This is a genomic window from Streptomyces scabiei 87.22, from assembly GCF_000091305.1.
Taxonomy (GTDB): Bacteria; Actinomycetota; Actinomycetes; order Streptomycetales; family Streptomycetaceae; genus Streptomyces; species Streptomyces scabiei.
Window position 1 is genome coordinate 436,179 of sequence record NC_013929.1, and the last position, 22,400, is coordinate 458,578.

Consider the following 22,400-nt stretch of genomic DNA (forward strand, 5'->3'; position numbering starts at 1 on the left):
TCGCCCACACCAGCCGAGGAACCCGCATGCTGCCCGACGAGTACCGCACGATCGACTTCTTCGCCGAGGGCGCCCTGCCCGCGCCCCGCACCACAGCGGCCCAGGCCGAACTCATCGCCGCCGAGCATCTCGGCACCACCGCTCGCGCCCGGGAACTGGGCAGCCAGCAGGACGCCAACTTCCTGCTGCACGCCACCGACGGGACGCCGGCGGCGGTACTGAAGATCGCCAACCCCGCTTTCGGCACGGTGGAGATCGAGGCCCAGGACACCGCGGCCGACCTGATCGCCCGGGCCTGCCCGGAACTGCGGATCGCCACGGTCCTGCGCGATCCGGACGGTTCCCCGCGGCGCACGACGGTGGACACCGAGAACGGTCCGGCCGTCGCCCGTCTGCTGCGCCACCTGCCCGGCGGCACGCTCTCGGGACCCCGGCACCTGTCCCCCGGCACCGTGGCGGGCATGGGCACGATCGCCGGAAAGGTCAGCTCCGCCCTGCGCGACTTCCGGCACCCGGGCCTCGACCGCGTCCTCCAGTGGGACCCGCGGCACGCCGATCGCGTCGTCGCCAGGCTCGCCGGGCACATCGGCGAACCCGAGCGGCGCACCGCCGTGCGGACGGCGACCGCCGAGGCCTGGGCCCATGTCCGACGGCTCGCCCCCTCGCTGCCGTCGCAGGCCGTGCACCTGGACCTCACCGACGACAATCTGGTCCGCCGTCCCGGAAGCCCCACGCCCCTGCCGGACGGAATCATCGACTTCGGTGACGTGACCACGAGTTGGGCGGTCTGCGAACTCGCCGTGTCGGTGTCCTCGATACTCCACCACGACGGTGCCGAGCCGCACCACGTACTGCCGGCCGTCCGTGCCTTCCACGCCGTCCGGCCGCTCTCCGCCGAGGAGGCGGAGGCGGTGTGGCCGATCGTGGTCCTGCGTGCCGCCGTCCTGGTGGCGAGCGGCCACCACCAGGCCGCCGTCGACGAGGACAACGCCTACGCCACGGGCGCGCTCGACCACGAATGGCGCATCTTCGAGCAGGCCACCTCGCTGCCCCTGTCCGTGATGACCGGCCTCGTCCGGGACGCGACCGGCACGACCGACGCTCCGGTCCGGACCGCCGCCACCACCACCACCACCACCGAGGCTGAGGCCGAGACCCCGGTACGCCCCCTCCTGCGGGACCTGGCCCCCGAGGACATCGCCCTCCTCGACCTGTCCACCGACGCCGGTTCCCTGGACCGCGGAGCCTGGACGGACCCCGGCGCCGAGGACCGGCTGGCGGCCTCCGCCCTCGCCGCCGGAGCGGCCGCCGTGGCCACCCGGTACGCCGACCCGCGACTGACCCGGGCATCGACGCTGTCGGCGGTCTCCCCCGCCACGGTGCCCACCGGAGTCGACGTCCGGCTCGGCCGGGATGCCGTGGTCCAGGCACCCGCCCCGGGGAAGGTCCTCACGGCGGCACCGGGCCACGTCGAACTCGCCTACGGCGCACGGACCCTGTCCGTGGTTCTCCCCGACATGGTCCAGCCGCTGGTCACCACCGGTGCGACGGTGCGGGCGGGCGACGACATCGCCCGTCTCGGCTCCGGCGCCCGCGTCCACCTCGCGCTGCGCGACACCGACGGCCCCGCCGTGCCCCACCTGGTCCGCCCCGAGTACGCGGCCGGCTGGCTCGCGCTCACCGCCGACCCCGCCCCGCTCCTCGGCCTCCCGGCCACCATCCGCGACCGTACGGACGACAGCGGCCTGCTCGACCGGCGTGACGCCGCGTTCGCCACCGTGCAGGGGCACTACTACGCCGACCCCCCGCGCATCGAACGGGGTTGGCGCCACCATCTGCTCTCCACCGAGGGCCGGTCGTACCTCGACATCGTCAACAACGTCACCCCCCTGGGCCACGCCCACCCGCGCGTCGAGGAGGCGGTCACGCGGCAGTTGCGGCGGCTCAACACCAACTCGCGCTTCCACTACGCCTCCGTGGTGGAGTTCACCGAGCGCCTCGCCGCCCTGCTCCCCGATCCCCTGGACACGGTGTTCCTCGTCAACTCCGGTTCGGAGGCGGTGGATCTGGGCCTGCGCCTGGCCATGGGCGCCTCCGGCCGGCACGACGTCGTCGCGCTGCGCGAGGCGTACCACGGCTGGACGTACGCCTCCGACGCGGTCTCCACCTCACTTCAGGACAACCCCAACGCCCTCGCCACGCGCCCGAGTTGGGTGCACACCGTGGACTCGCCCAACTCCTACCGCGGCCGCCACCGCGGGACGGACGCCGTGCGGTACGCGCCCGAGGCCGTCGCGATGATCGACGAACTGGCCGCCACCGGCCGCCCGCCGGGTGCGTTCCTCGGCGAGACCTTCTACGGCAACGCCGGCGGAGTCGCCCTGCCCGACGGCTATCTCGCCCAGGTGTACGCGGCCGTACGACGCCACGGCGGCCTGGCCGTCGCCGACGAGGTCCAGGTCGGATACGGCCGCCTGGGACACTGGTTCTGGGGCTTCGAGCAGCAGGGGGTCGTGCCCGACATCGTCTGTGTCGCCAAGGCCATGGGCAACGGACACCCTCTCGGTGCCGTCATCACGTCCCGGGAGGTCGCGGACCGGTACCGCGATCAGGGCTACTTCTTCTCGTCCACCGGAGGCAGCCCCGTCTCCAGCGTCGTGGGCCTCACCGTGCTGGACGCCCTGCGCGACGAGGACCTCCAGGGCAACGCGGCGCGGGTCGGCGCCCTTCTCAAGGGCAGGCTCCAGGCACTGGCCGACCGGCACGGCATCATCGGCGCCGTGCACGGGTCGGGTCTCTACCTCGGCCTCGAACTGGTCCGGGACCGCGCCTCCCTGGCACCCGCCACGGAGGAAACCGCCGAGCTGTGCGACCGTATGCTCGACCTCGGCGTGATCGTCCAGCCCACCGGCGACCACCTCAACATCCTCAAGATCAAGCCACCGCTGTGCCTCGACACCGCCGCGGCCGACTTCTTCGCCGACATGCTCGACCTGGCCCTCACCCAACTCGGCCACTCCCGCTGACGCCGGGCCCTCCCGCGCAGCGACGTACGCCTCCTGACGTACGCCTCGGACGTCCCGGCCCCACCCGCCGCATCCTCCTGGCCCGCGCCGCGGCACGCCCCGCCAACCCGCCCGCCCGGGCCATGGCCCGCGTCCTGCGCACGGTGGCGCGGCGCTTCACCGCAGCGGACCAGCACCGGACCCGGCTCGGCGCGGTCCGGCGGGGCTGAGGACGCGGCCGGGGCAGCCACCGCACACGTCGGTGACTGCCCCGGTTCCAGGTGCGTGACCGGTACGGGCGGCCGTCATGTACCAGCGGCCGTCATCGCGTCGCCTCGCCGATGTGGTTGACGCAGACGACCTTGGGCTGGGTCATCTCCTCGAAGGCGAAGCGCACGCCCTCGCGGCCCATGCTGCCGTACTTGAACCCGCCGAACGGCATGGCGTCGAAGCGGTAGTCGGACGAGTCGTTGATCATGACTCCGCCGGCCTGCAGCAGCCGGGCCGCGTTCAGGGCGTGGTCCAGGCGCGAGGTGAAGATGCCCGCGTGGAGGCTGTAGTCGATGGCGTTGGCCTGCTCGACGGCGTCCTCGAAGGAGGTGAACGGCTGCAGTACGACGACCGGGGCGAACACCTCCTCCTGCCAGATCGAGCAGGCCGCCGGGACGTCCTCCAGGACGGTCGGCGTGTACAGGGCGCCGGTGGCCTCGTTGCCGCACAGCAGCACCGCGCCCTCGGCCACCGCCGCGTCGACCTTGGCCCGGGTGGCGGCCGCCGCCCGAGGGGTGATCATGGGGCCGACGTCGGTGCGCTCGTCGAGCGGGTCGCCGGTGCGCAGCAGTCCGGTGCGGGCCACGAAGGCGTCGCGGAAGCGCTCGTAGACCTCGGCGGCGATCAGGATGCGCTGGGTGCCGATGCAGTTCTGGCCCGCCGCCCAGAACGCGCCGGAGACGCAGGAGGCCACGGCCTCGTCCAGGTCCGCGTCGTCCATGACGATGACCGGTGCGTTGCCGCCCAGGTCCATGGCGAGCTTCTTCAGGCCCGCGGTGCGGGCGATGGCCTCGCCGGTGGCGAATCCGCCCGTGAAGGACACCATGCGCACGTCGGGGGCGGCCACGATCGCGGCGCCGATCCCGGCGTCGCCGTTGACGACGGTGACGATCTCCTCGGGCAGGCCGGCCTCAATGAGGGTGTCGACCAGGCGCAGCGCGGACAGCGGCGTCAGCGCGGACGGTTTCAGGATGACCGCGTTTCCTCCGGCGACGGCGGGGCCGAGCTTGTGGGCGACCAGGTTGAGGGGGTCGTTGAACGGGGTGACGGCGGCGATGATGCCCAGCGGTTCGCGGGTGAACCAGCCCTGCCGTTTCTCCGAGCCCTCGAAGGAGTCGAAGGGGATGACCTCTCCGGCGTTGCGCCGGGCCTCGGCGGCGGACAGGGACAGCGTGTTGACCGCGCGGGCGACTTCCTTGCGGGCCTGGGTGATGGTCTTGCCGGCCTCGCTGACGATCAGCCGGGCGAAGGACTCGGTACGGCGCTCGATCAGGTGGGCGGCGCGTTCCAGGATCGCGGCCCGGGAGGCGCGGGACAGCGCGGCGGCCGTACGGCGTCCGCACCTGGCCTGCTGCAGGATGCCGCCGACGGCGGCCTCGTCGACGGTGGGCACCGAGGCGATGACCTCGCCGGTGTAGGGGTTGTGCACGGGCGTGGTGTCGGTGTCGAGTTCGATGGCGGCGGGCGCGGCGGTGTCAGACACGGTGGGTCTCCTGGAGAGCGGGGCGCGCGTCGTCGCCGGCGTGGCGCTGGTGGATGGCGATGATGTCCGACAGGAGGGCGTAGGCGGTCTCCACGCGGCCGGCGCCGGGCCCGGACACCGTGACGGTGCCGAGGAGGTCGGTGTGGAAGGCGACCGCGTTGGCGGGGCCGGAGACGCCGGCGAGCGGGTGGTGGGCGGGCAGGGCGACCGGGGCGACGCGGGCGTCGACGCTGCCGTCCTCGTGGCGGGTGGCCGAGCCGACCAGCTTCCAGCGCAGTCCCTTCGAGGCGGCGTCGCGCACCACGTCGGGGGTGATCGCGCGGATGCCCTCGCAGAAGACGTCCTCCCGGCGCAGGTTCGCGCCGAGGACCTCGTTGGCGAGGATCATGACTTTGAGCCGGACGTCGTGGCCCTCGACGTCTGCGGTGGGATCGGCTTCGGCGTATCCGTGCGCCTGGGCCTCGGCGATGGCCGCCGCCAGGTCGACGCCTTCTTCGAGGCGGCCGAGGATGTAGTTCGAGGTGCCGTTCATGACGCCCTCGACGCCACTGATCTGCAGGCCGCCGAACATGCGCTCGGCGGTGCGCAGGACGGGGGTGCCGCTGAGCACCGAGCCCTCGTACTCGAAGCCGAGGCCGCGCTCGGCGGCGAGGCGCTTCAGCGTGCGGCCGGCGAGCGCGACGGGCCCCTTGTTGGTGGTGGTCACGTGCTTGCCCGATTCCAGGGCCCAGCGCACGTGGGACAGGGCGGGCTCGCCGTCGGTGGGGTTGGTGAAGGTGGCCTCCACGACGATGTCGGCCGGGACCTCGCGGATCACCCACTCGTTGCGCGGCTCGGCGCTGCCGCCGGCGAGGTCCGCGAAGCTCAGCTCTCCGGGCTCGGCGGCCAGCAGCGGCACCAGATCGATGCCGTCGGTGTCCACCAGGGAACCGGCCCTCAGGTCGGTGATCGCCACCACCCGCAGGGCGAAGCCCAGTTCCTTCGCCAGGCGTTCTCCGCTGTGGGCTATGAGTTCGGCGAGCGCGCGGTTGACGCCGCCGAAGCCGATGAGGGCGAGATCGTATCGGCCCATGAGATCGCTCCTTCGCAGTCCGCCGCCTTGACGGTGCGGCTGCTCAGAGCCTCGCTCGTGCGCCTGTCACCCGTTCCCTGTCACAACGGCCACGGGGCATGCCGATCTGCCCTGTCCGGCGGCGATCCGCCCGCCCCGGGCCGTGCGGTCACAGGGCGATGATCTGCCACTGCTGTTCGGGAAGACGGCGGTAGGTGAACTGCTCGATGTCGGCCCCGTCGGCGGTCGACCCCGCGTCGACGCTGAGCGCCAGTCCGCTGAACCGGTTGGTGAGGTAGTAGGCGCCGTCGCCGGTCGGTGTGACCGCCCAGTGCTGCTGGGGCACGTCGTGGTCCGTGTAGAGGGCGACGTTCCCGCCGTCGGCCCGTGACAGTCCGGCCACCTCCATCAGCTTGCGGCTGTTCACGTTCTTGATCTCGTAGTAGCCGTCTCCGGTGGAGGCGAAGGTCCACTTCTGGGCGGTGTTGTCCAGCCACGGCCACTGCTGGATACGGGCGCCGTCCGCGGTGCCGAAGTCGTACACGTCGACGACCTTGCCGCTCTTGCGGTTGACGAGGCGGTAGACGGTGCCGTCGCCCGGCAGGACGCGCGACACCAGGGCCGGCTCGGCCGTCCTGCCACCGATGTGGACTCCGCCCATGTTGGCGTAGCCGCCGGTGGCCGCGTTGGCCTGGATCCGTACGAAGCCCGCGTTCCGGGCCGGCCATTCAGCCACCTTGGGGGCACGGTCGCCGGCCCAGGTGCCGGTGGCGACCTGGGTGAAGTTCGTGCCGTCGGTGCTGGTGGAGATGGTGTACGAGGTGATGTCGCCGTCGGTGGTGCCGGTGCGGTTCCACTGCTTGGGCAGGTACTCCAAGGTGGAGACCTTGCTCCACACCCCGCCGAGGTCGATGGTGATCGAGTGGGGCAGAGGCGTGGGCAGCCCCCAAGTCGACCAGCAGGTCTCGTAGCCCTTGTCGCTCAGCCCGTCGATGGCGTGAAGCGGGCCCTCACCGGTGCGGAACGCTGTCGCGTAGGCATTGACGGGGGTCACGGGGTGCTCGGCGCGCAGTGGCTGTGCGGGCAGAGAGGGCCGGGAGGTGTCCGGGCTCCAGGCCGCTCCGACCTCGGCGAGTCGGTTGACGATGTTGGTGTCCAGCCTGCCGTTGCGGTTGGGCGGGCAGTTGAGGATGAACGAGGTGTACTTGGGCTCCAGGTCGGCCAGATGAGACAGGATCGCGTTCTTGCTCATCAGGCCCTCGGTCGGCGTGGACGGATGCCAGAACCAGCCATTGCTGATCGTCTGCCCCTGCGTGGCGGCGTAGGTGTTTCCGGCCGGCGCGGAGACGCCCAGCGGTTCCTCGAAGTAGATGGCGTCGCCGAGCCACGGAACCGAGAGCGCACCGTGGTCGATCATGACGATGTCCGGCTGCAGGGACTTCACGTGTCGGCGGATCCGCTGGTACGGGGCGGCCTGCTGGCCCATCTGCCAGGCGTAGCCGTCGGTGATGAACATGTCGATGGTGCCGTAGTTGCTGAGCAGTTCGGTGATCTGACCGAGTATGAAGGTCATGTCGGCGGGCTGGATGGCGTCCGTGATCTCGAGGCCCGACACCCGGTGCCGGTTCTCCCACGCCTCGACGCCGAAGGTGCGGTCCCAGATCGAGTAGTAGAACGCGACCCTGAGCCCCTTCGCCCGGAAGGCGTCGCAGTACGCCTTCACCACGTCCTGCTTGTAGGGGCTGTTGGCGACGTTCTGGGTGCCGTAGGCGCTCGGCCAGAGGGCGAAGCCGTCGTGGTGCTTGGTCGTCAGGATGCCGTAGCTCATCTTCGCCGCCGCGGCGGCGGCCGCCCACTGGGCGCAGTCCACGGCCGTGGGGGCGAACAGGGCGGGGTTCTGGTTCGGCTCGGCCCACTCCTCGTCGGTGAACGTGCCCAGGCTGAAGTGGTTGAACATGCCGAACCGCATGTCCACCAGTTTCTCCAGACTGCTCTGCGGGTCCGCGGCCGCCGCCTTCGCCAGCAGGGGCGAGAGCGCGGGGACGACGGGCAGTGCGGTCGCGGCCGCGGCGGCCCCGGCGGCACCCAGCAGTGAGCGACGGGACAGGCTTCCGAACGACATGCGGGCAACTCCCTGGTGACGGTGGCTCAGATGGCCGGCGTGGGGGCGGTGGGGCGGCCGGGGGTTGAGAGTGTCTCTGGTTCGACAGCGCCCGTTGTTACGCATGAAGTTCGAGGACGCGGCTCCCTCGTGTCAACGGGTAAGAGGATGAAAGTGCCTTCACCCAGGCTGATTTGACCGGCTTCCCCTGGGTAAGTTCCTTCCTTTCCCTCTCCAGACATGCCATGTTTCGAGGGATGCGCCGGACGCCCACCGAGGTGCCGGGCAGGGGAGTCCCCGAGCGGGAGGCACCCTCGGGCACGGTGACCGGATTCAGCTCTTGCGTCAGTCGAACTCACCCTCGGCACATCCAATGTCTGGATCGCCTCCGAAGCGCCGGTCGGACACATCTCCCTGAAACGGCTAAGCATTTCGTGTCGCATGACTAGACACGGACACATTCTTGTCCCTTAATCCATCCCATGTATCAGTGGAAGGGACACGACGGGCAGGGCCCTCCGAGGACGCGGGTCCGGCGCTCGGGACGACGGCCGCCGCCGAGGCCCCCGCCGCGATGCCCATGCCCCCGCCGCGATGCCGATGCCTCTGCTCGTGCCGCACCCGACTGCCGGATCCGTGAGTCACCGCCACAGCCGACCGGGCTGTCGCTCTCCCCTCACCGAAAGGTCCAGGATGACCTCCCCCGTCAGCAGACGGCGCCTCCTGCAGGCCGCCGGGGCCAGCGCGGCCGCCTCTGCCGCCGGATCCCTCATCGGCCCGTCCGCCGCCCACGCGGCCGTTCCTCCCGCACGCGCCGACATCGGGGTCCTCGCTCACCCCTTCGGACTCGGCCAGGTCCGGCTCACCGCGAGCCGGTGGCTGGACAACCAGGACCGTACGCGGAACTATCTGCGGTTCGTCGATGTCGACCGGCTGCTGTACAACTTCCGTGCCAATCACCGGCTGTCGACCGCCGGCGCCGCCGCCACCGGCGGCTGGGACGCGCCGACGTTCCCCTTCCGCACCCACGTCCAGGGGCACTTCCTCACGGCGTGGGCCCAGCTCTACGCGGTGACCGGGGACACCACCTGCCGGGACAAGGCGACCCGCATGGTCGCGGAACTGGCCAAGTGCCAGGCCAACAACGGCGCCGCCGGTTTCAACACCGGGTACCTCTCCGGTTATCCGGAGTCCGACTTCACCGCTCTGGAGCAACGGACCCTGAGCAACGGCAACGTGCCGTACTACACCATCCACAAGACCCTCGCGGGCCTGCTGGACGTCTGGCGCCACATCGGCAGCACACAAGCCCGGGACGTGCTCCTCGCCCTGGCCGGATGGGTCGACTGGCGAACCGGCCGGCTGACCGGCCAGCAGATGCAGGCCATGCTGCAGACCGAGTTCGGCGGCATGAACGCCGTACTCACCGATCTCTACCAGCAGACCGGCGACGCGCGGTGGCTCACCGCCGCCCGGCGGTTCGACCACGCCGCGGTGTTCGACCCGCTGGCGTCGAACCAGGACCGGCTGAGCGGGCTGCACGCCAACACCCAGGTACCCAAGTGGATCGGGGCCGCCCGGGAGTACAAGGCCACCGGCACGACTCGCTACCGGGACATCGCCACCAATGCCTGGAGCATCACCGTCGCCGCGCACACCTATGCCATCGGCGGCAACAGCCAGGCGGAGCACTTCCGCGCCCCGAACGCCATCGCCGGCTTCCTGAACCAGGACACCTGCGAAAGCTGCAACACCTTCAACATGCTCGTCCTCACCCGGGAACTGTTCGCGCTGGACCCGAACCGGGCCGCGCTGTTCGACTACTACGAGCGGGCGTGGCTGAACCAGATGATCGGCCAGCAGAACCCGGCCGACGACCACGGCCACGTCACCTACTTCACCCCCCTCAGACCGGGCGGCCGGCGCGGTGTGGGCCCGGCGTGGGGCGGCGGCACCTGGAGCACCGACTACGGCACCTTCTGGTGCTGCCAGGGAACGGGCCTGGAGATGCACACCAGGCTGATGGACTCCGTGTACTACCGCAGTGACACCACCCTGATCGTGAACATGTTCGTGCCCTCGGTGCTCACCTGGTCGGAGCGCGGCATCACGGTCACCCAGACCACGGACTATCCGGCCGGCGACACCACGACCCTGCGGGTCACCGGCAGCGTCGGGGGAACCTGGGCCATGCGTCTGCGCATCCCGGGCTGGACCTCCGGGGCCACGATCAGCGTCAACGGCACGGCTCAGGACATCGCCACCACACCCGGCAGCTACGCCACCCTCACCCGCTCCTGGACCTCCGGCGACACCGTCACCGTCCGGCTGCCCATGCGGATCGTCATGCGGGCGGCCAACGACAACGCGAACATCGCCGCGATCACCTACGGCCCGGTCGTCCTGTCCGGCGACTACGGCGACTCGGCGCTCGGATCCCCGCCGTCGCTGAAGACGTCGTCGATCACCCGGACCAGTACCGGTTCGCTCGCCTTCACCGCCACCGCCAACGGCTCCACCGTCGGACTGGGGCCCTTCCACGACGCGCACGGCCACAACTACGCGGTCTACTGGAGCACCGGCGACACCGTCCGTCTGACCAACGTCGGCAGCGGACTCGTGCTGGGCATCCAGAACATGTCCACGGCCGACGGAGGCCGGGCCCTGCAGTGGAACGACTCGGGCACCGCCGACCACGACTGGCAGATGATCACCGACGGAAGCGCGGTCCGTCTCCGCAACGCCCACAGCGGCAAGGTGCTCGGCGTCCAGGACATGTCCACGGCCGACAACGCGACGGTCCTGCAGTGGTCGGACACCGGCACCGCCGACCACCGGTGGACGCTGCTCGACCAGGGAGACGGGACCTACAAGATCCGCAACGTGAACAGCGGCAAGCTCCTCGCCATCGCGAACAACTCCACCGCTGTCGGCGCGTTCGCGGTCCAGGCCCCGGACGACGGCACCGCCGACAACCGCTGGCGCGTCGTGAAGAACTGACACCACCCCCAACCGCTCCCCAGGACTGCCCGATTTTCCGACCGTCGTTCGACGAGCCGAACATCGGCGTCCGCCCGCAGCCCTCGGTCCGGGCCGTTCCGTGCCGGACCGATCGGAACACCGCTCCCCCGAAGAGATGAGGTCCCCGTGCTCCGCCGTACCTCCCGCCTCAGACATCTTTCCGTGCTGCTCGCGGCCCTGGTCGCCTCGGCGGCGACCCTCGTCGCCACTCCTGCCCAGGCGGCCACCACCGGCGCCCTTCGGGGCACCGGTTCCGGCCGGTGTCTCGATGTATCGGGTGCCAACCAGGCCGACGGCACGAACGTGCAGATCTGGGACTGCTGGAGCGGGACCAACCAGCAGTGGACGCTGACGGACGACAACCGGCTGACCGTGTACGGCACCAAGTGCCTGGACGTTCCGGGGCACGCCACCACACCCGGGACGCGACCGGTGATCCGGGCCTGCAACGGCGGCACGAACCAGGAGTGGCGGGTGAACGCCGACGGCGCGGTCGTCGGCGTGGAGTCCGGGCTGTGCCTGGACATGGCCGGCGGCGCCACGGCCAACGGCACCGCGGTGCAGCTCGCGACCTGCAACGGGTCCGCCGGCCAGAAGTGGACCGGTCTGTCCGGGTCGGGCAGCGCGTGCACGCTCCCGTCGACGTACCGGTGGAGCTCGACAGGGCCGCTGGCACAGCCGTCGAACGGGTGGTACTCGCTCAAGGACTTCACCACCGTGACGTACAACGGCAAGCACCTGGTCTACGCGACGAACTCCTCCGGGTCGGGTTGGCACTCGATGATGTTCAGCCCGTTCACGAACTGGTCCGACATGGCCTCGGCCCCCCAGACCCAGATGAACCAGGGCGCGGTGGCTCCCACGCTGTTCTACTTCGCGCCCAAGAACATCTGGGTGCTGACCTCGAACGGGTGGGGGACCCAATGGCCCTTCGTCTACCGCACGTCGAGCGACCCCACCAACCCCAACGGCTGGTCCGCGGCGCAGCCGCTGTTCACGGGCAGCGTCCCCAACGGCACCGCGATCGACCCGACCCTGATCGCCGACGGCCAGAACATGTACATGTTCTTCGCCGGTGACAACGGCCAGATCTACAGGTCGGCCATGCCGATCGGGAACTTCCCGGCGAGCTTCGGCTCGTCGTACACGACGATCATGAGCGACACCGTGAAGAACCTGTTCGAGGCGCCGCAGGTCTACAAGGTGCAGGGCCAGAACCAGTACCTCATGATCGTCGAGGCTCGGGGCGCGAACGAGCAGCGGTTCTTCCGCTCGTTCACGGCCTCCAGCCTGAACGGCACGTGGACCCCGCAGGCCGCCACCGAGAGCAACCCCTTCGCCGGAAAGGCCAACAGCGGGGCCACCTGGACCAACGACATCAGCCACGGTGACCTGGTCCGCGACAACCCCGACCAGACCATGACCGTCGACCCCTGCAACCTGCGGCTCCTCTACCAGGGCCTGTCCCCCGGCACGCCGTCGAACACCCCCTACGCGCAACTGCCGTACCGGCCGGGGCTGCTCACCCTGCAGCGCTGACCGTATCCACATGATCACCAGCTCGTGACCGTGCCCCCGAGGCCCGCACGGACGGCTTCCGCCGTGCGGGCCAGGAAGGACCATCCATGGTTCCCCTGCACAAACGACTGCTGCGTCTCCTCACGGCCACCGCACTGACATTCGCCGCCTGCGTCACCGCCTCCGCCGGCACGAGCGCCGAGGCCGCGCCGGGCAGCCCCGCCCTCACCCCGCCGCTGGGCTGGAACAGCTGGAACAGCTTCGGGTGCGGGATCACCGAGGCCCAGGTCCGCCAGGCCACCGACGCGATGGTGTCCTCGGGGATGCGGGAAGCCGGCTACCGGTACGTGGTGGTCGACGACTGCTGGTTCGATCCGCAGCGCGACGCGGCCGGCAACCTCCGGGCCAACCCGACCAAGTTCCCCAGCGGCATGAAGGCGCTCGGGGACTACATCCACGGCAAGGGCCTGAAGTTCGGCATCTACCAGGCGCCCAACGAGAAGACGTGCGCCCAGGGCGTGGGCACCTACCCCGGCTCCACCGGCAGCAAGGGCCACGAGGCCCAGGACGCCGCGATCTTCGCCTCCTGGGGCGTCGACTACCTCAAGTACGACTGGTGCTCCGGCAGCGGCACCCTCGATCAGCAGATCGCGCAGTTCACCGTCATGCGCGACGCCCTGCGCGCCACCGGGCGGCCGATCGTCTACAGCATCAATCCCAACAGCTTCCACGCCCCGACCGGCCACACCTACGACTGGGGCCAGGTCGCCGACCTGTGGCGGACGACCGAGGACCTGCTCGACATCTGGCAGAACGGGAACACCAACAGTTATCCGATGGGCGTGGGCAACGTCCTGGACATCACCGCGCCGTTGGCCGCCCAGTCGGGTCCGGGCCACTGGAACGACCCCGACATGCTGGTCGTCGGCCGTCCCGGGCTGTCCCTGACCGAGTCCCGCTCCCACTTCGCCCTGTGGTCGCTGCTCTCGGCCCCGCTGATGGCCGGCAACGACATCCGTACCATGTCCGCCGACGTGAGCGCGGTCCTGCGCAACCCCCGTCTGCTCGCGGTGAACCAGGACTCCCTCGGCGCGGGCGGACGCAGGGTGCGCGACGACGGTGACACCGAGGTCTTCGCCAAGCCCCTGTCCGACGGTTCGGTCGCCGTGGGACTGCTCAACCGGGGAGGGAGCGCAACCACCGTCACCGCCACCGCCGCGCAGGTCGGCCTCACCGGAGGACCGTTCACCCTCACCGACCTGTGGACCGGCGGCACGTCGAGCACCTCCGGCCAGATCTCCGCGAGCGTACCGGCGCACGGTGTCGCCGTGTTCAAGATGACCGGCGGCAGCCCGGTGACCTCCACCACCGCCCGCCTGCGGGGTACCGGATCGGGCCGCTGCCTGGCCGTGGACCGGTCCTCCACCGCGGCCGGGTCGGCGGCGGTGATCTGGGACTGCCGGACCAGCGCCGACCAGCAGTGGACGACCTGGGCGGGCGGCGAGATCCGCGTCTACGGCGACAAGTGCCTGGACGCGTACAACCAGGGGACCGCCAACAACACCCGGGTCATCGTCTGGCAGTGCAACGGCCAGAACAACCAGAAGTGGACCCCCCAGGCCGACGGGTCGATCCGCAACGTCCACGCCGGTCTGTGCCTGGACGCCCAGCAGGGGGCGACCGCCAACGGGACCCCGGCCGTCCTGTGGACCTGCAACGGACAGAACAACCAGAGGTGGACCACGCTCCGGTGACCCACCCCTGCCTCACCGGAGAGGCTCCGCCGCCTTGACGTCCCCTCCGGCCCGGGAGTACCCCCTCCGGGCCGGTCGGGGGAGTTTCCCGGTGGTCGCGGCGAGGATCACGGAGGCCACCAGGGCGAGTGTCACCAGCGCGGCACCCGACAGCACGAAGGCAGCCCGCACTCCGACCAGGGAGATGACCGTCGACGCGATGAAGGGGGAGACGGCGAGGGCGCCGGCGATACCGGCCTCCCACAGACCGAGGGCCTTGGCGAGGTGGCCGTCCGGGATGCGCTGCTGCACCAGCGCGATCAGCGGGATGTCGGTCAGTGCCGAGGCGAGCCCGGTCAGCGCGAGCAGAGCGGCCGCCACGACGGGAGAGGTGGCCAGGCCCAGCGGAAGCCGGAAGACACCCAGCAGGGCCCAGGCGAGGAGGGCGACCAGGGCGAGCCTGCGGATCGGGATCCGGGCGAGGAGGAGGGCTCCGGCGACCTCCGCCAGCCCGGCGATGCCCAGCAGCAGACCGTACTGACCACCCTGCCCCACCAGAGCGACCAGACCGACCGTCAGGAAACCGCTGGTGAGAGTGAGGGCGAGGACGAACGTGAGGATCACGAGCAGTACGTCGGGCTCGGACCGGACCGCTCTGAGGCCCGCCACCAGGTCGGAGCGGAGCCCGGTCGGCCGGTCGCGGCGGTCGGGAGCGCGGACCCGGAGGGCGGCGACGGCGGCCGCCGAGAGCAGAAAGGTCACTCCGTTGAGTGCCACGGCGACGGTCAGGGAGGCGAAGGCCAGCACGGGCGCGAGCACCAGCGGCCCTACGAAGAAGGCGGCGCGGAAGGCTACTTGCAGCAGTCCGTTGGCCTGCTGCAGAAGGGCGGGCGGCACGATCTGCGGCACGATGGCGTTCCTGGCCGGGGCGAACGGGGCACCGACCAGGGCCAGCAGCGCCGTCGCTGTCACCAGCACGGTCAGGTTCATCGATCCGGACGCGAAGATTCCCACGGCGACGGCCACCAGCGCCGCCCGGAGCACGTCCGTGAGGATCATCAGACGCCGCCGGTCGTAACGGTCCGCGTAGGAAGCGGCGACGAAGGTCGTCAGGAAGGCCGGAGCGTGCGCGGCCACGGTGACCAGCGCCACCGCCGCCGGATCGCGGGTGAGCGACCAGGCGAGCCACGCGGTGGTGGCGGTGAACATGCCGTCGCCGAAGCGCGAGATGCCCTGACCGGCGAACAGGAGCAGGAAGTTCCGGTCCTTCAGGAGTGTCATGCCCCCACTGTCGGAACGAGCGACGCATCTGATCAACTGATTGAGAATGACGCTAATCAGTCGGGTCGCCCGCGTGCAGGAACGCCTCCAGGCTGGGGGCGAGGGCTGCCACCTGCTCCGGGATCATCCGGTACAGCACGTAGTAGCCCTCGCGGCGGCGCTCCACCAGACCCGCCTCGCTCAGCACCCGCAGCTGTTTGGAGAGACCGGCCTCGGTGATCCCGACGAGCGGGGCGAGCTCCTGGGTGCTGCGCGGCTGTTCGCTGATCAGCCGCAGGGTCCGCAGGCGGGTGTCGTCGGCCAGCGCCCGGAGGATGCCGGTCAGCCGCGCCGGGGGGATACGCGGGCGGGCCTCACGGACGATGGAGGACACGGGGAACACCAGCCCGAGCGGCCAGGGTCCGTCACAGTTGACGCGCACGTGCGGCCATGCGTAGGCGCTGGGCGCCAGGACGAGCGGATGGTCCGGCGTGATCTCGACGTCGTGGTCGTGCGGTCGCTCCAGCCAGACCCGTCCGGCCCCGGGGTCGCTGCGCACCTCCGGCCACAGGCCGCGGAAGAGGGCGTACAGACCGTGCTCCGCGATCCGGCGGCCGGCCTCGGCGACGCCCTCGGCCAGATCCGGCTCGATACGCCGCCACTCGTGCGAGAACGCTTCCTCCCAGTAGCGCTCCAGCATCCTCAGAAACCGCTCCAGCAGCGCTGCGGGATCGTCGAGCAGCAGGCCTGCCAGCCCCTGATCGCCCGCGGCCGCCGCCCGCTCGTCCAGTCGACGGCGGACCGCGGGTTCGTCGAGGGCGGCGGGATTTCTGCCGGACCCGCCCCCGAAGGGCTCACCGCCCAGCGCGACCGCGAACTCCAGCCGCACCAGGTCCGGGTCGAGCGAGCGCAGTCGTCGCACCTCGTCCTCGAAACCGAGCAGTTCGCCCGTGGGCGAGGGGAAGAAGAACTCCGGGAAGTAGGAGCGGAAGGCGAAGGAGAACACGTCGATCTCGCGTTTCAGCGCCGGCGACAGCCGGCGCATGGCCCGCACCCAGGCGTGCTGGACGGGATGGTGCTTGGGTTCCACGAGCACGTGCAGGCTCAGTACCGCCTCCATCGACGGCGAGTACGAGAACCCCACGAGTTCGGCGCCGGACGCCGGGATCCGGAAGGTGATGGTCACGGCGACATCATCACCGCTGCCGCACGGAGGATCTCGCACCGGCCGGACCGCCGTACGGCGGGTCGAGCGGCGGCGGTTCCCGCCGTCCGCACCCACGACGGCTGACCGCACCTCCTCCCGGGGCAACGAGGCGACCACGCCGGACCGCCCCGGTACTAAGATCCGCATTATGGCGCTGACGACGCACGACGTGGACCGGTTCGAGGCGACACGACCCCGTCTGGAGGCGATCGCGTACCGCCTCCTGGGATCGGCGGTCGAGGCGGAGGACGCCGTGCAGGAGACGTTCCTGCGCTGGCAGGCGGCCGACCCGGACCGCATCGAGGTCCCCGAGGCGTGGCTGACGAAGGTGCTCACCAACCTGTGCCTCAACCAGCTCACCTCGGCCCGCGCACGCCGGGAGACGTACGTGGGCCAGTGGCTGCCCGAGCCGCTGCTCGCCGGTGACCCGATGCTGGGCCCCGCCGACACGGCCGAACAGCGCGAGTCCGTCTCGTACGCGGTCCTCACCCTGTTGGAGCGCCTCAGCCCCAACGAACGGGCGGTGTACGTGCTGAAGGAGGCCTTCGACTACCCGCACCGGGAGATCGCCGAGATCCTCGACATCAGCGAGGCCGCCAGCCAGCAGATCTTCCACCGCGCGAAGAAGCACGTGGCCGCGGGCAAGGCCCGTACGGAGATCGACGAGGCGGCGGCCCGGCTGATCGTCGAGGAGTTCCTCGCGGCGGCCACCAGCGGGAGGACCGAGCCGCTGGTCAGGCTGCTGACCGCGGACGCGATCGCGGTCGGTGACGGCGGCGGCAAGGTCCCGGCACGCGCCAGGGCGTTCGAGGGCGCCGTCGCGGTCGCCACGTTCATGCGGGGCCTGTTCAAACCGGCTCCGGTCAAGCGGGCCCTGGTCGGCGGCTCGCCCGAGATCCACATCTCGACGGCCAACGGCGGGCCCGCGATCCTGGCGGTCGTGGACGGCCGGGTCGTCGGGATCATCTGTCTGGAGATCGGCGCGGACGGCATCCTCGCCTTCCGCAGTCAGGTCAACCCCGACAAGCTGGAACGCGCGACCGAGGTGTGGGCGGCCGGGGAGCACGGAGAACCCCTGTTCCACGCCTTCTGAGCCGCATACGGCACCGTTCTGCACACCGGGTCACACTCCCGCCGGGGAGTGTGACCTGCTTCATATCCCGATCCTGTCAGGAAAACGCGGGCTGCCCGGTTCAAGGGGCGTAACCGAGCAGCGCAAGCGGCAGACCCGCGCAGACAGGAGCAGACCATGCAGCACCGCATCATCGTCCTCGGAGCCGGCTACACCGGAGCCTCCGCCGCCGGGCGCCTCGCCAAGCGGCTGCACCGGGCCGACGTCGCCATCACCCTCGTCAACTCCGAGCCCGACTTCGTCGAACGCGTCCGGATGCACCAGCTCGCGGCCGGCCAGGAGCTCACGTCCCGCCCCTTCGCGGAGATGTTCGCGGGCACGGGCGTCGAGGTGAGGGTCGCCGAGGTCGCCGGCGTCGACGCCGACCGCAGGACCGTCACCGTGTCCGACGCGCACGGCGCCGGGCCGCAGGAACTGGAGTACGACACCCTCGTCTACGCCCTCGGCAGCGGCTGGAACCCCCAGGGCGTCCCCGGTACCGCCGAGCACGCCCATGAGATCTCCAGCCGCCCCGGAGCGCTCCGGCTGCGCGAGCGGCTGGCCCGGCTGGACGCGGGACAGCCCGTGGTGATCGTCGGAGGCGGACTCACCGGTCTGGAGGCCGCGACCGAGATCGCCGAGTCCCGCCCGGACCTGGACGTGGCCCTGGTCGCTCGCGGCGGCTTCGGCGACTGGCTCTCCGACAAGGGCCGGGCGCATCTGCGGAAGGTCTTCGCCGGACTCGGGATCACCGTGCACGAGCACACCGCCGTCACCGCCGTCGAGGCCGACCATGTCCTGACGGACGGCGCGTCCCTCCCGGCCGCCGTCACCGTGTGGGCCACCGGCTTCGCCGTCCACCCGATCGCCGGGGCGAGCACGCTGGAGGTCTCCGGCACGGGCCAGATCGTGGTCGACGCGAACCTGCGCTCGGTCTCGCACCCCGAGGTGTACGCCATCGGCGACGCGGCCCTCGTGCAGGGCCCCGGAGACAAGCCGCTGCGGATGTCGTGCGCCTCGGGCGTGCCCGGCGCGTGGCTGGCCGCCGACACCGTCGCGGCCCGCCTCACCGGCGCGAAGCCGCCGGAGAACTCGATCCGTTACTTCCAGCAGTGCATCTCGCTCGGCCGCAAGGAGGGGCTCATCCAGTTCGTCACCGCGGACGACCGGACGCTCCCCAAGGCTCTCACCGGCCGCCTCGCCGCCCTCTACAAGGAGATCATCTGCAAGGGCGCGGCCTGGGCCGTCGCCCACCCGACCGTGGGCATGCCGGTCCGCCGCCGGCGAACGGTACGGCCGGCGGACCAGGCGGGTGCGTACGCGCCTCAGGGGCAGGCGGAGTCGGCGGTGAAGGCCGCGGCCTGACCCCACCGCGACGGCCCGGCCCCCGGTACTCCGGGGCGTCCGGGCCGCCTCCGCGCAGGGCTGTCGTCACGTCGAACCCCGGGTCGTCGCAGGTTGATCCGGGGGCGTCGCAGGTTGATCCATGGGCTCGGCCTCCGGCAGCGCCGGATGGTCGGTCGGATAGAGCCCGGCCGCGAAGCCGTACACCACATCGCCACCGCGCGGGAGTTGTGCGTAGTCGTTGGCCAGGTCCAGGACCCGCAGCCAGAACTCACGGGCCTGCTCCCGCGGGATCCGTACGTGCCGCACGATCGAGAAGAGTCGGTCTGCCTGGTGTGCGGGGGCCGACTCGGTGGCGGCGGTGGCGAGATCGTTGTTGCAGTACGGCGGGGCGCCCCCGTCGGCAGGACTGATCGTGCCGACGCGGAAGATGCGCGCCGTGCGGCCGTAGTAGCGCTCTTCGATGGCTCGCACCCGGCGGGTCCGCACGACCTTCAGCAGCCGGGCATCCGCCAGGGCGCTCACGTGGTGCGCGACCGTGCTCTTGGGGCGGCCGAGTGCGGCGGCCAGTTCGCTCACGGTCGCGGCGCGTTCGAGGAGCAGTTCGAGGATGGCGTTGCGCAGCGGGTTGGCCAGCGCGCGGAGCTGGGCCGGGGCCGTCACCTCTGTGACGTCGGCAAGGTCGTAGTCGGGGAGGCGGGTATTGTTCGACACCTCTCGATTATTCTAGAGTTCCGGATCATTCGCCACCCAAAGGAGTTCGGGCATGACAGAGGTCGTACTGTTCCATCACTCGCAGGGGCTGACCCCCGGAATCGCTGCTTTCGCCGACGAACTCCGCGCGGCCGGCCACACGGTCCACACGCCCGACCTCTTCGAAGGGCGCACGTTCGGCTCCGTCGAGGAGGGCATGGGCTACGTGAAGGAGGTCGGCTTCGGGGAGATCACCGAGCGCGCCGTCCGCGCGGCCGGCCTGCTGCCGCAGGACGCCGTCTACGTCGGCTTCTCACTCGGTGTGGTTCCGGCCCAGAAGTTGGCGCAGACACGGGCGGGCGCGCGGGGCGCGCTCCTGTTCCATGCCTGCATCCCCGTGTCGGAGTTCGGTGCGGTATGGCCCGCCCATGTGCCGGTACAGGTGCATGCCATGGAGGCCGATCCGTTCTTCACCGAGGACATCGACGCCGCCCGCGCCCTGGTCTCCGAGTGCGCTGACGCGGAGATGTTCCTGTATCCCGGAGACCAGCACCTGTTCGCGGACAACTCGCTGCCGTCCTACGACCCGGACGCCGCCAAGCTCCTGACCCGACGGGCGATCGAGTTCCTCGGCGCGCGGTAGGCCGTGGGCGGGTCCCGGACGCGTGAAGGTCGTCAGGGGTGGCGGGGCCCGAGGCCGAAGGCGCAGGGCCGCGACCGGCTCCAAGACCCGCCCCGCCACCGGAGCAAGCGTCGGACAGGGCCGGCACGCATGGAGACCGAGATCGCGCTGGCCTCACTCTTCGCCCGTTTCCCCGGTCTGACCCTCGGTGCGGCACCGAGCGAGCTGCGACGGCGGCCCTCGATGCGATCCCGCGGACTGGTCGCCCTTCCGGTCCGCACCGCCCAAGCGGCCGCCGACGGCGTGTGAGGCCGGGACACCGGAACGGGGACGTACGCCTGCTTGACTCTCCCATGAAGGGAGAGTCGAAGGTGGAGCGCATGCGTACGGACGACGGGTCGCGGCCCACATGGAGCATCGGTGCCGTGGCGCGGCAGGTCGGGCTGCCGGTGAAGGTGATCAGGCACTGGTCGGACCGGGGCGTCGTGGCGCCGGTCGGCCGGACCGCCGGCGGTTACCGCCGCTACGACACCAGCGCGGTGGCCCGGCTGCACCTGGCCCGGACCCTGCGGGACCTGGGACTGGGGCTCGGTGAGATCCGGGCCGCTCTGGACCGTGGGGACGGACTCGCGGAGGTGGCGGCCGCCCACGCCGATGCTCTGGAGACACAGATCCGCCGCCTGCGGGCCCGTCAGGCCGTTCTGCGCACCGTCACCCGCCGCACGACTGCCGAAGGACTCGCCCGTATGACCAGGACCGCCCACATGTCCCCCGACGAACGTCACAGGCTCGTCCACGGCTTCCTCACCGAGACGCTCGGCGACCTGGACGTTCCTCACTTCCGCGAGGGACTGCTCTCGGCCGGCGCCGACCTGCCCGACCGTCCCAGCGACGAGCAGGCCGAAGCCTGGCTGGAACTGGGCGAGCTGGTCGCCGACGGTGAGCTGGGCCGCGCCGTGCGTCGCGTCGCGGAGTACTCCGCCCGTCATGCGCGGGGGGCTCAGGACCCCGCCATGGCCGAGGAGATGCGTGCCCTCACCGACACCTGGACCGGGCGCGTCAGCACGGCGATGCGGGCCGGCACGGCAGCGGACTCCCCCGCTGCCGACCCGGTCGTCGCCGACGTCGTCGCCGCCTGGCTGCCCAGCCGCTCGAACACGGACGCCGCCCTGACCTCGGACGGTGCCACGGCACGCGCGCGCCTGCTCGACCAGCTCACCGCGGCGGCCGAGCCCACTGTCGAACGCTTCTGGCACCTGCTGTGCGTCCTCGGCGGCCGCCCCGCGCCCGCCGGGATCGCCGAGGAGGGCCGGTGGCTGACCACCGCCCTGCGCGCGAACCCGGTGCCCGGCGAGCGCGAGGCCCGTCTCGACGCCCTCTACGAGGACGGGACCGACCCCTGGCCGGGCGGTGTCCTGGACGCGTTCGCCCGCGTCCAGGACACCGTCGGCACGCTCGTCCACGCCACGACGCCCGGCCACTTCGGCCTGCCGACCCCCTGCGAGGACTGGACCGTACGGGATCTTCTCGACCATCTGGTGTGGGAGCACCTCATCTGGGGCGGGCTGGCCCAGGGAGCGCCCCCGGCCGTCGGCCACACCGAGGACCACCTCGGTGACGACCACGTCGCCGCTTTCGGGACCGCCGCCGCCGGGGCCCGCGACGCCTTCCGGCAGCCGGGCCTGCTGGAGCGCTCCTTCGGCCCCGCCCCCGGCCGGCGTGTGGTCGAGCAGCTCCTCATCGAACTGCTCGTCCACGGCTGGGACCTCGCGACCGCGCTCGGCCGCGACCGCGACCTGGAGCCGCACATCGCGCGCGCCGCCCTGCCGGTCGTCCGGGACATCTACGGCACGCTGCCGCGTACCGCCGGCGGATCCTTCGCCCAGGCCCGGCCCGTCCCCGAGCACGCACCGGCCCTCGACCGGGTGGCCGCGTTCCTCGGCCGAGACGTCCCGGGCGGCGGTCGTCCGGCCTGAGTCAC

Annotated in this window: 14 protein-coding genes and 1 pseudogene; 9 read left to right on the top strand and 6 right to left on the bottom strand. The window is 71.2% G+C overall.

The genetic code is table 11. The features are described 5' to 3' along the window. Positions 1-26: 26 nt before the first annotated feature. Positions 27-3,026, top strand: a complete 3,000-nt coding sequence (locus SCAB_RS01765) for an aminotransferase (protein ID WP_012998327.1) — start codon at positions 27-29, stop codon at positions 3,024-3,026. 301 nt (positions 3,027-3,327) lie between these two features. Here SCAB_RS01765 and SCAB_RS01770 read toward each other — a convergent pair whose 3' ends face one another. The 3 genes from SCAB_RS01770 to SCAB_RS01780 form a co-directional block, all read right to left on the bottom strand. Continuing rightward, positions 3,328-4,758, bottom strand: a complete 1,431-nt coding sequence (locus SCAB_RS01770; protein ID WP_012998328.1) for an aldehyde dehydrogenase family protein — start codon at positions 4,756-4,758, stop codon at positions 3,328-3,330. Then, positions 4,751-5,830 (bottom strand): homoserine dehydrogenase, encoded by a 1,080-nt coding sequence (locus tag SCAB_RS01775; RefSeq protein WP_012998329.1) that lies wholly within the window; start codon positions 5,828-5,830, stop codon positions 4,751-4,753. The genes SCAB_RS01770 and SCAB_RS01775 overlap by 8 nt, the downstream gene beginning before the upstream one ends. A 148-nt stretch (positions 5,831-5,978) precedes the next feature. After that, positions 5,979-7,931, bottom strand: coding sequence for an RICIN domain-containing protein (locus tag SCAB_RS01780; RefSeq protein ID WP_012998330.1), 1,953 nt, complete (start codon positions 7,929-7,931; stop codon positions 5,979-5,981). Between the two features lie 672 nt (positions 7,932-8,603). On the opposite strand from SCAB_RS01780, the gene SCAB_RS01785 reads away from it, so the two are divergent. The 3 genes from SCAB_RS01785 (at position 8,604) to SCAB_RS01795 (ending at position 14,203) form a co-directional block, all read left to right on the top strand. Next, entirely contained in the window at positions 8,604-10,910 is a 2,307-nt protein-coding gene (locus SCAB_RS01785; protein WP_012998331.1) for a beta-L-arabinofuranosidase domain-containing protein, read from the top strand. Positions 10,911-11,057: 147 nt separating this feature from the next. Next, on the top strand, positions 11,058-12,470 hold the full coding sequence (locus SCAB_RS01790; RefSeq protein WP_037725048.1) for a non-reducing end alpha-L-arabinofuranosidase family hydrolase: 1,413 nt from the start codon (positions 11,058-11,060) through the stop codon (positions 12,468-12,470). 86 nt (positions 12,471-12,556) lie between these two features. Beyond that, positions 12,557-14,203: a glycoside hydrolase family 27 protein gene (locus SCAB_RS01795; RefSeq protein WP_012998333.1), complete on the top strand. Its 1,647-nt coding sequence runs from the start codon at positions 12,557-12,559 to the stop codon at positions 14,201-14,203. Between the two features lie 12 nt (positions 14,204-14,215). Here the strand turns inward: SCAB_RS01795 and SCAB_RS01800 are convergent, their stop codons facing one another. Beyond that, positions 14,216-15,463, bottom strand: a complete 1,248-nt coding sequence (locus SCAB_RS01800; RefSeq protein WP_012998334.1) for an MFS transporter — start codon at positions 15,461-15,463, stop codon at positions 14,216-14,218. Between the two features lie 52 nt (positions 15,464-15,515). Further along, a complete protein-coding gene (locus SCAB_RS01805; protein ID WP_012998335.1) occupies positions 15,516-16,628 on the bottom strand; it encodes an ArsR/SmtB family transcription factor in 1,113 nt (370 codons plus the stop codon). A gap of 169 nt (positions 16,629-16,797) precedes the next feature. Here SCAB_RS01805 and sigJ point away from each other — a divergent pair, with 169 nt between their 5' ends. Together sigJ and SCAB_RS01815 are read left to right on the top strand one after the other, a co-directional pair. Continuing rightward, positions 16,798-17,742, top strand: a complete 945-nt coding sequence (gene sigJ, locus SCAB_RS01810) for an RNA polymerase sigma factor SigJ (RefSeq protein WP_012998336.1) — start codon at positions 16,798-16,800, stop codon at positions 17,740-17,742. 156 nt (positions 17,743-17,898) lie between these two features. After that, positions 17,899-19,125, top strand: coding sequence for an NAD(P)/FAD-dependent oxidoreductase (locus SCAB_RS01815; RefSeq protein ID WP_012998337.1), 1,227 nt, complete (start codon positions 17,899-17,901; stop codon positions 19,123-19,125). Between the two features lie 66 nt (positions 19,126-19,191). On the opposite strand, the gene SCAB_RS01820 is transcribed toward SCAB_RS01815, so the two are convergent. Beyond that, entirely contained in the window at positions 19,192-19,818 is a 627-nt protein-coding gene (locus SCAB_RS01820) for an ArsR/SmtB family transcription factor (RefSeq protein ID WP_012998338.1), read from the bottom strand. Between the two features lie 52 nt (positions 19,819-19,870). Here SCAB_RS01820 and SCAB_RS01825 point away from each other — a divergent pair, with 52 nt between their 5' ends. The 3 genes and pseudogenes from SCAB_RS01825 to SCAB_RS01830 all read left to right on the top strand — a co-directional run bounded on the left by SCAB_RS01825 (position 19,871) and on the right by SCAB_RS01830 (position 22,395). Continuing rightward, positions 19,871-20,440 (top strand): dienelactone hydrolase family protein, encoded by a 570-nt coding sequence (locus SCAB_RS01825; RefSeq protein ID WP_012998339.1) that lies wholly within the window; start codon positions 19,871-19,873, stop codon positions 20,438-20,440. Between the two features lie 123 nt (positions 20,441-20,563). Next, positions 20,564-20,728: pseudogene (locus tag SCAB_RS46170) on the top strand (cytochrome P450); the annotation flags it as partial. 71 nt (positions 20,729-20,799) lie between these two features. Next, positions 20,800-22,395, top strand: a complete 1,596-nt coding sequence (locus SCAB_RS01830) for a TIGR03086 family metal-binding protein (protein ID WP_041670305.1) — start codon at positions 20,800-20,802, stop codon at positions 22,393-22,395. The last annotated feature ends 5 nt before the right edge of the window (positions 22,396-22,400 follow it).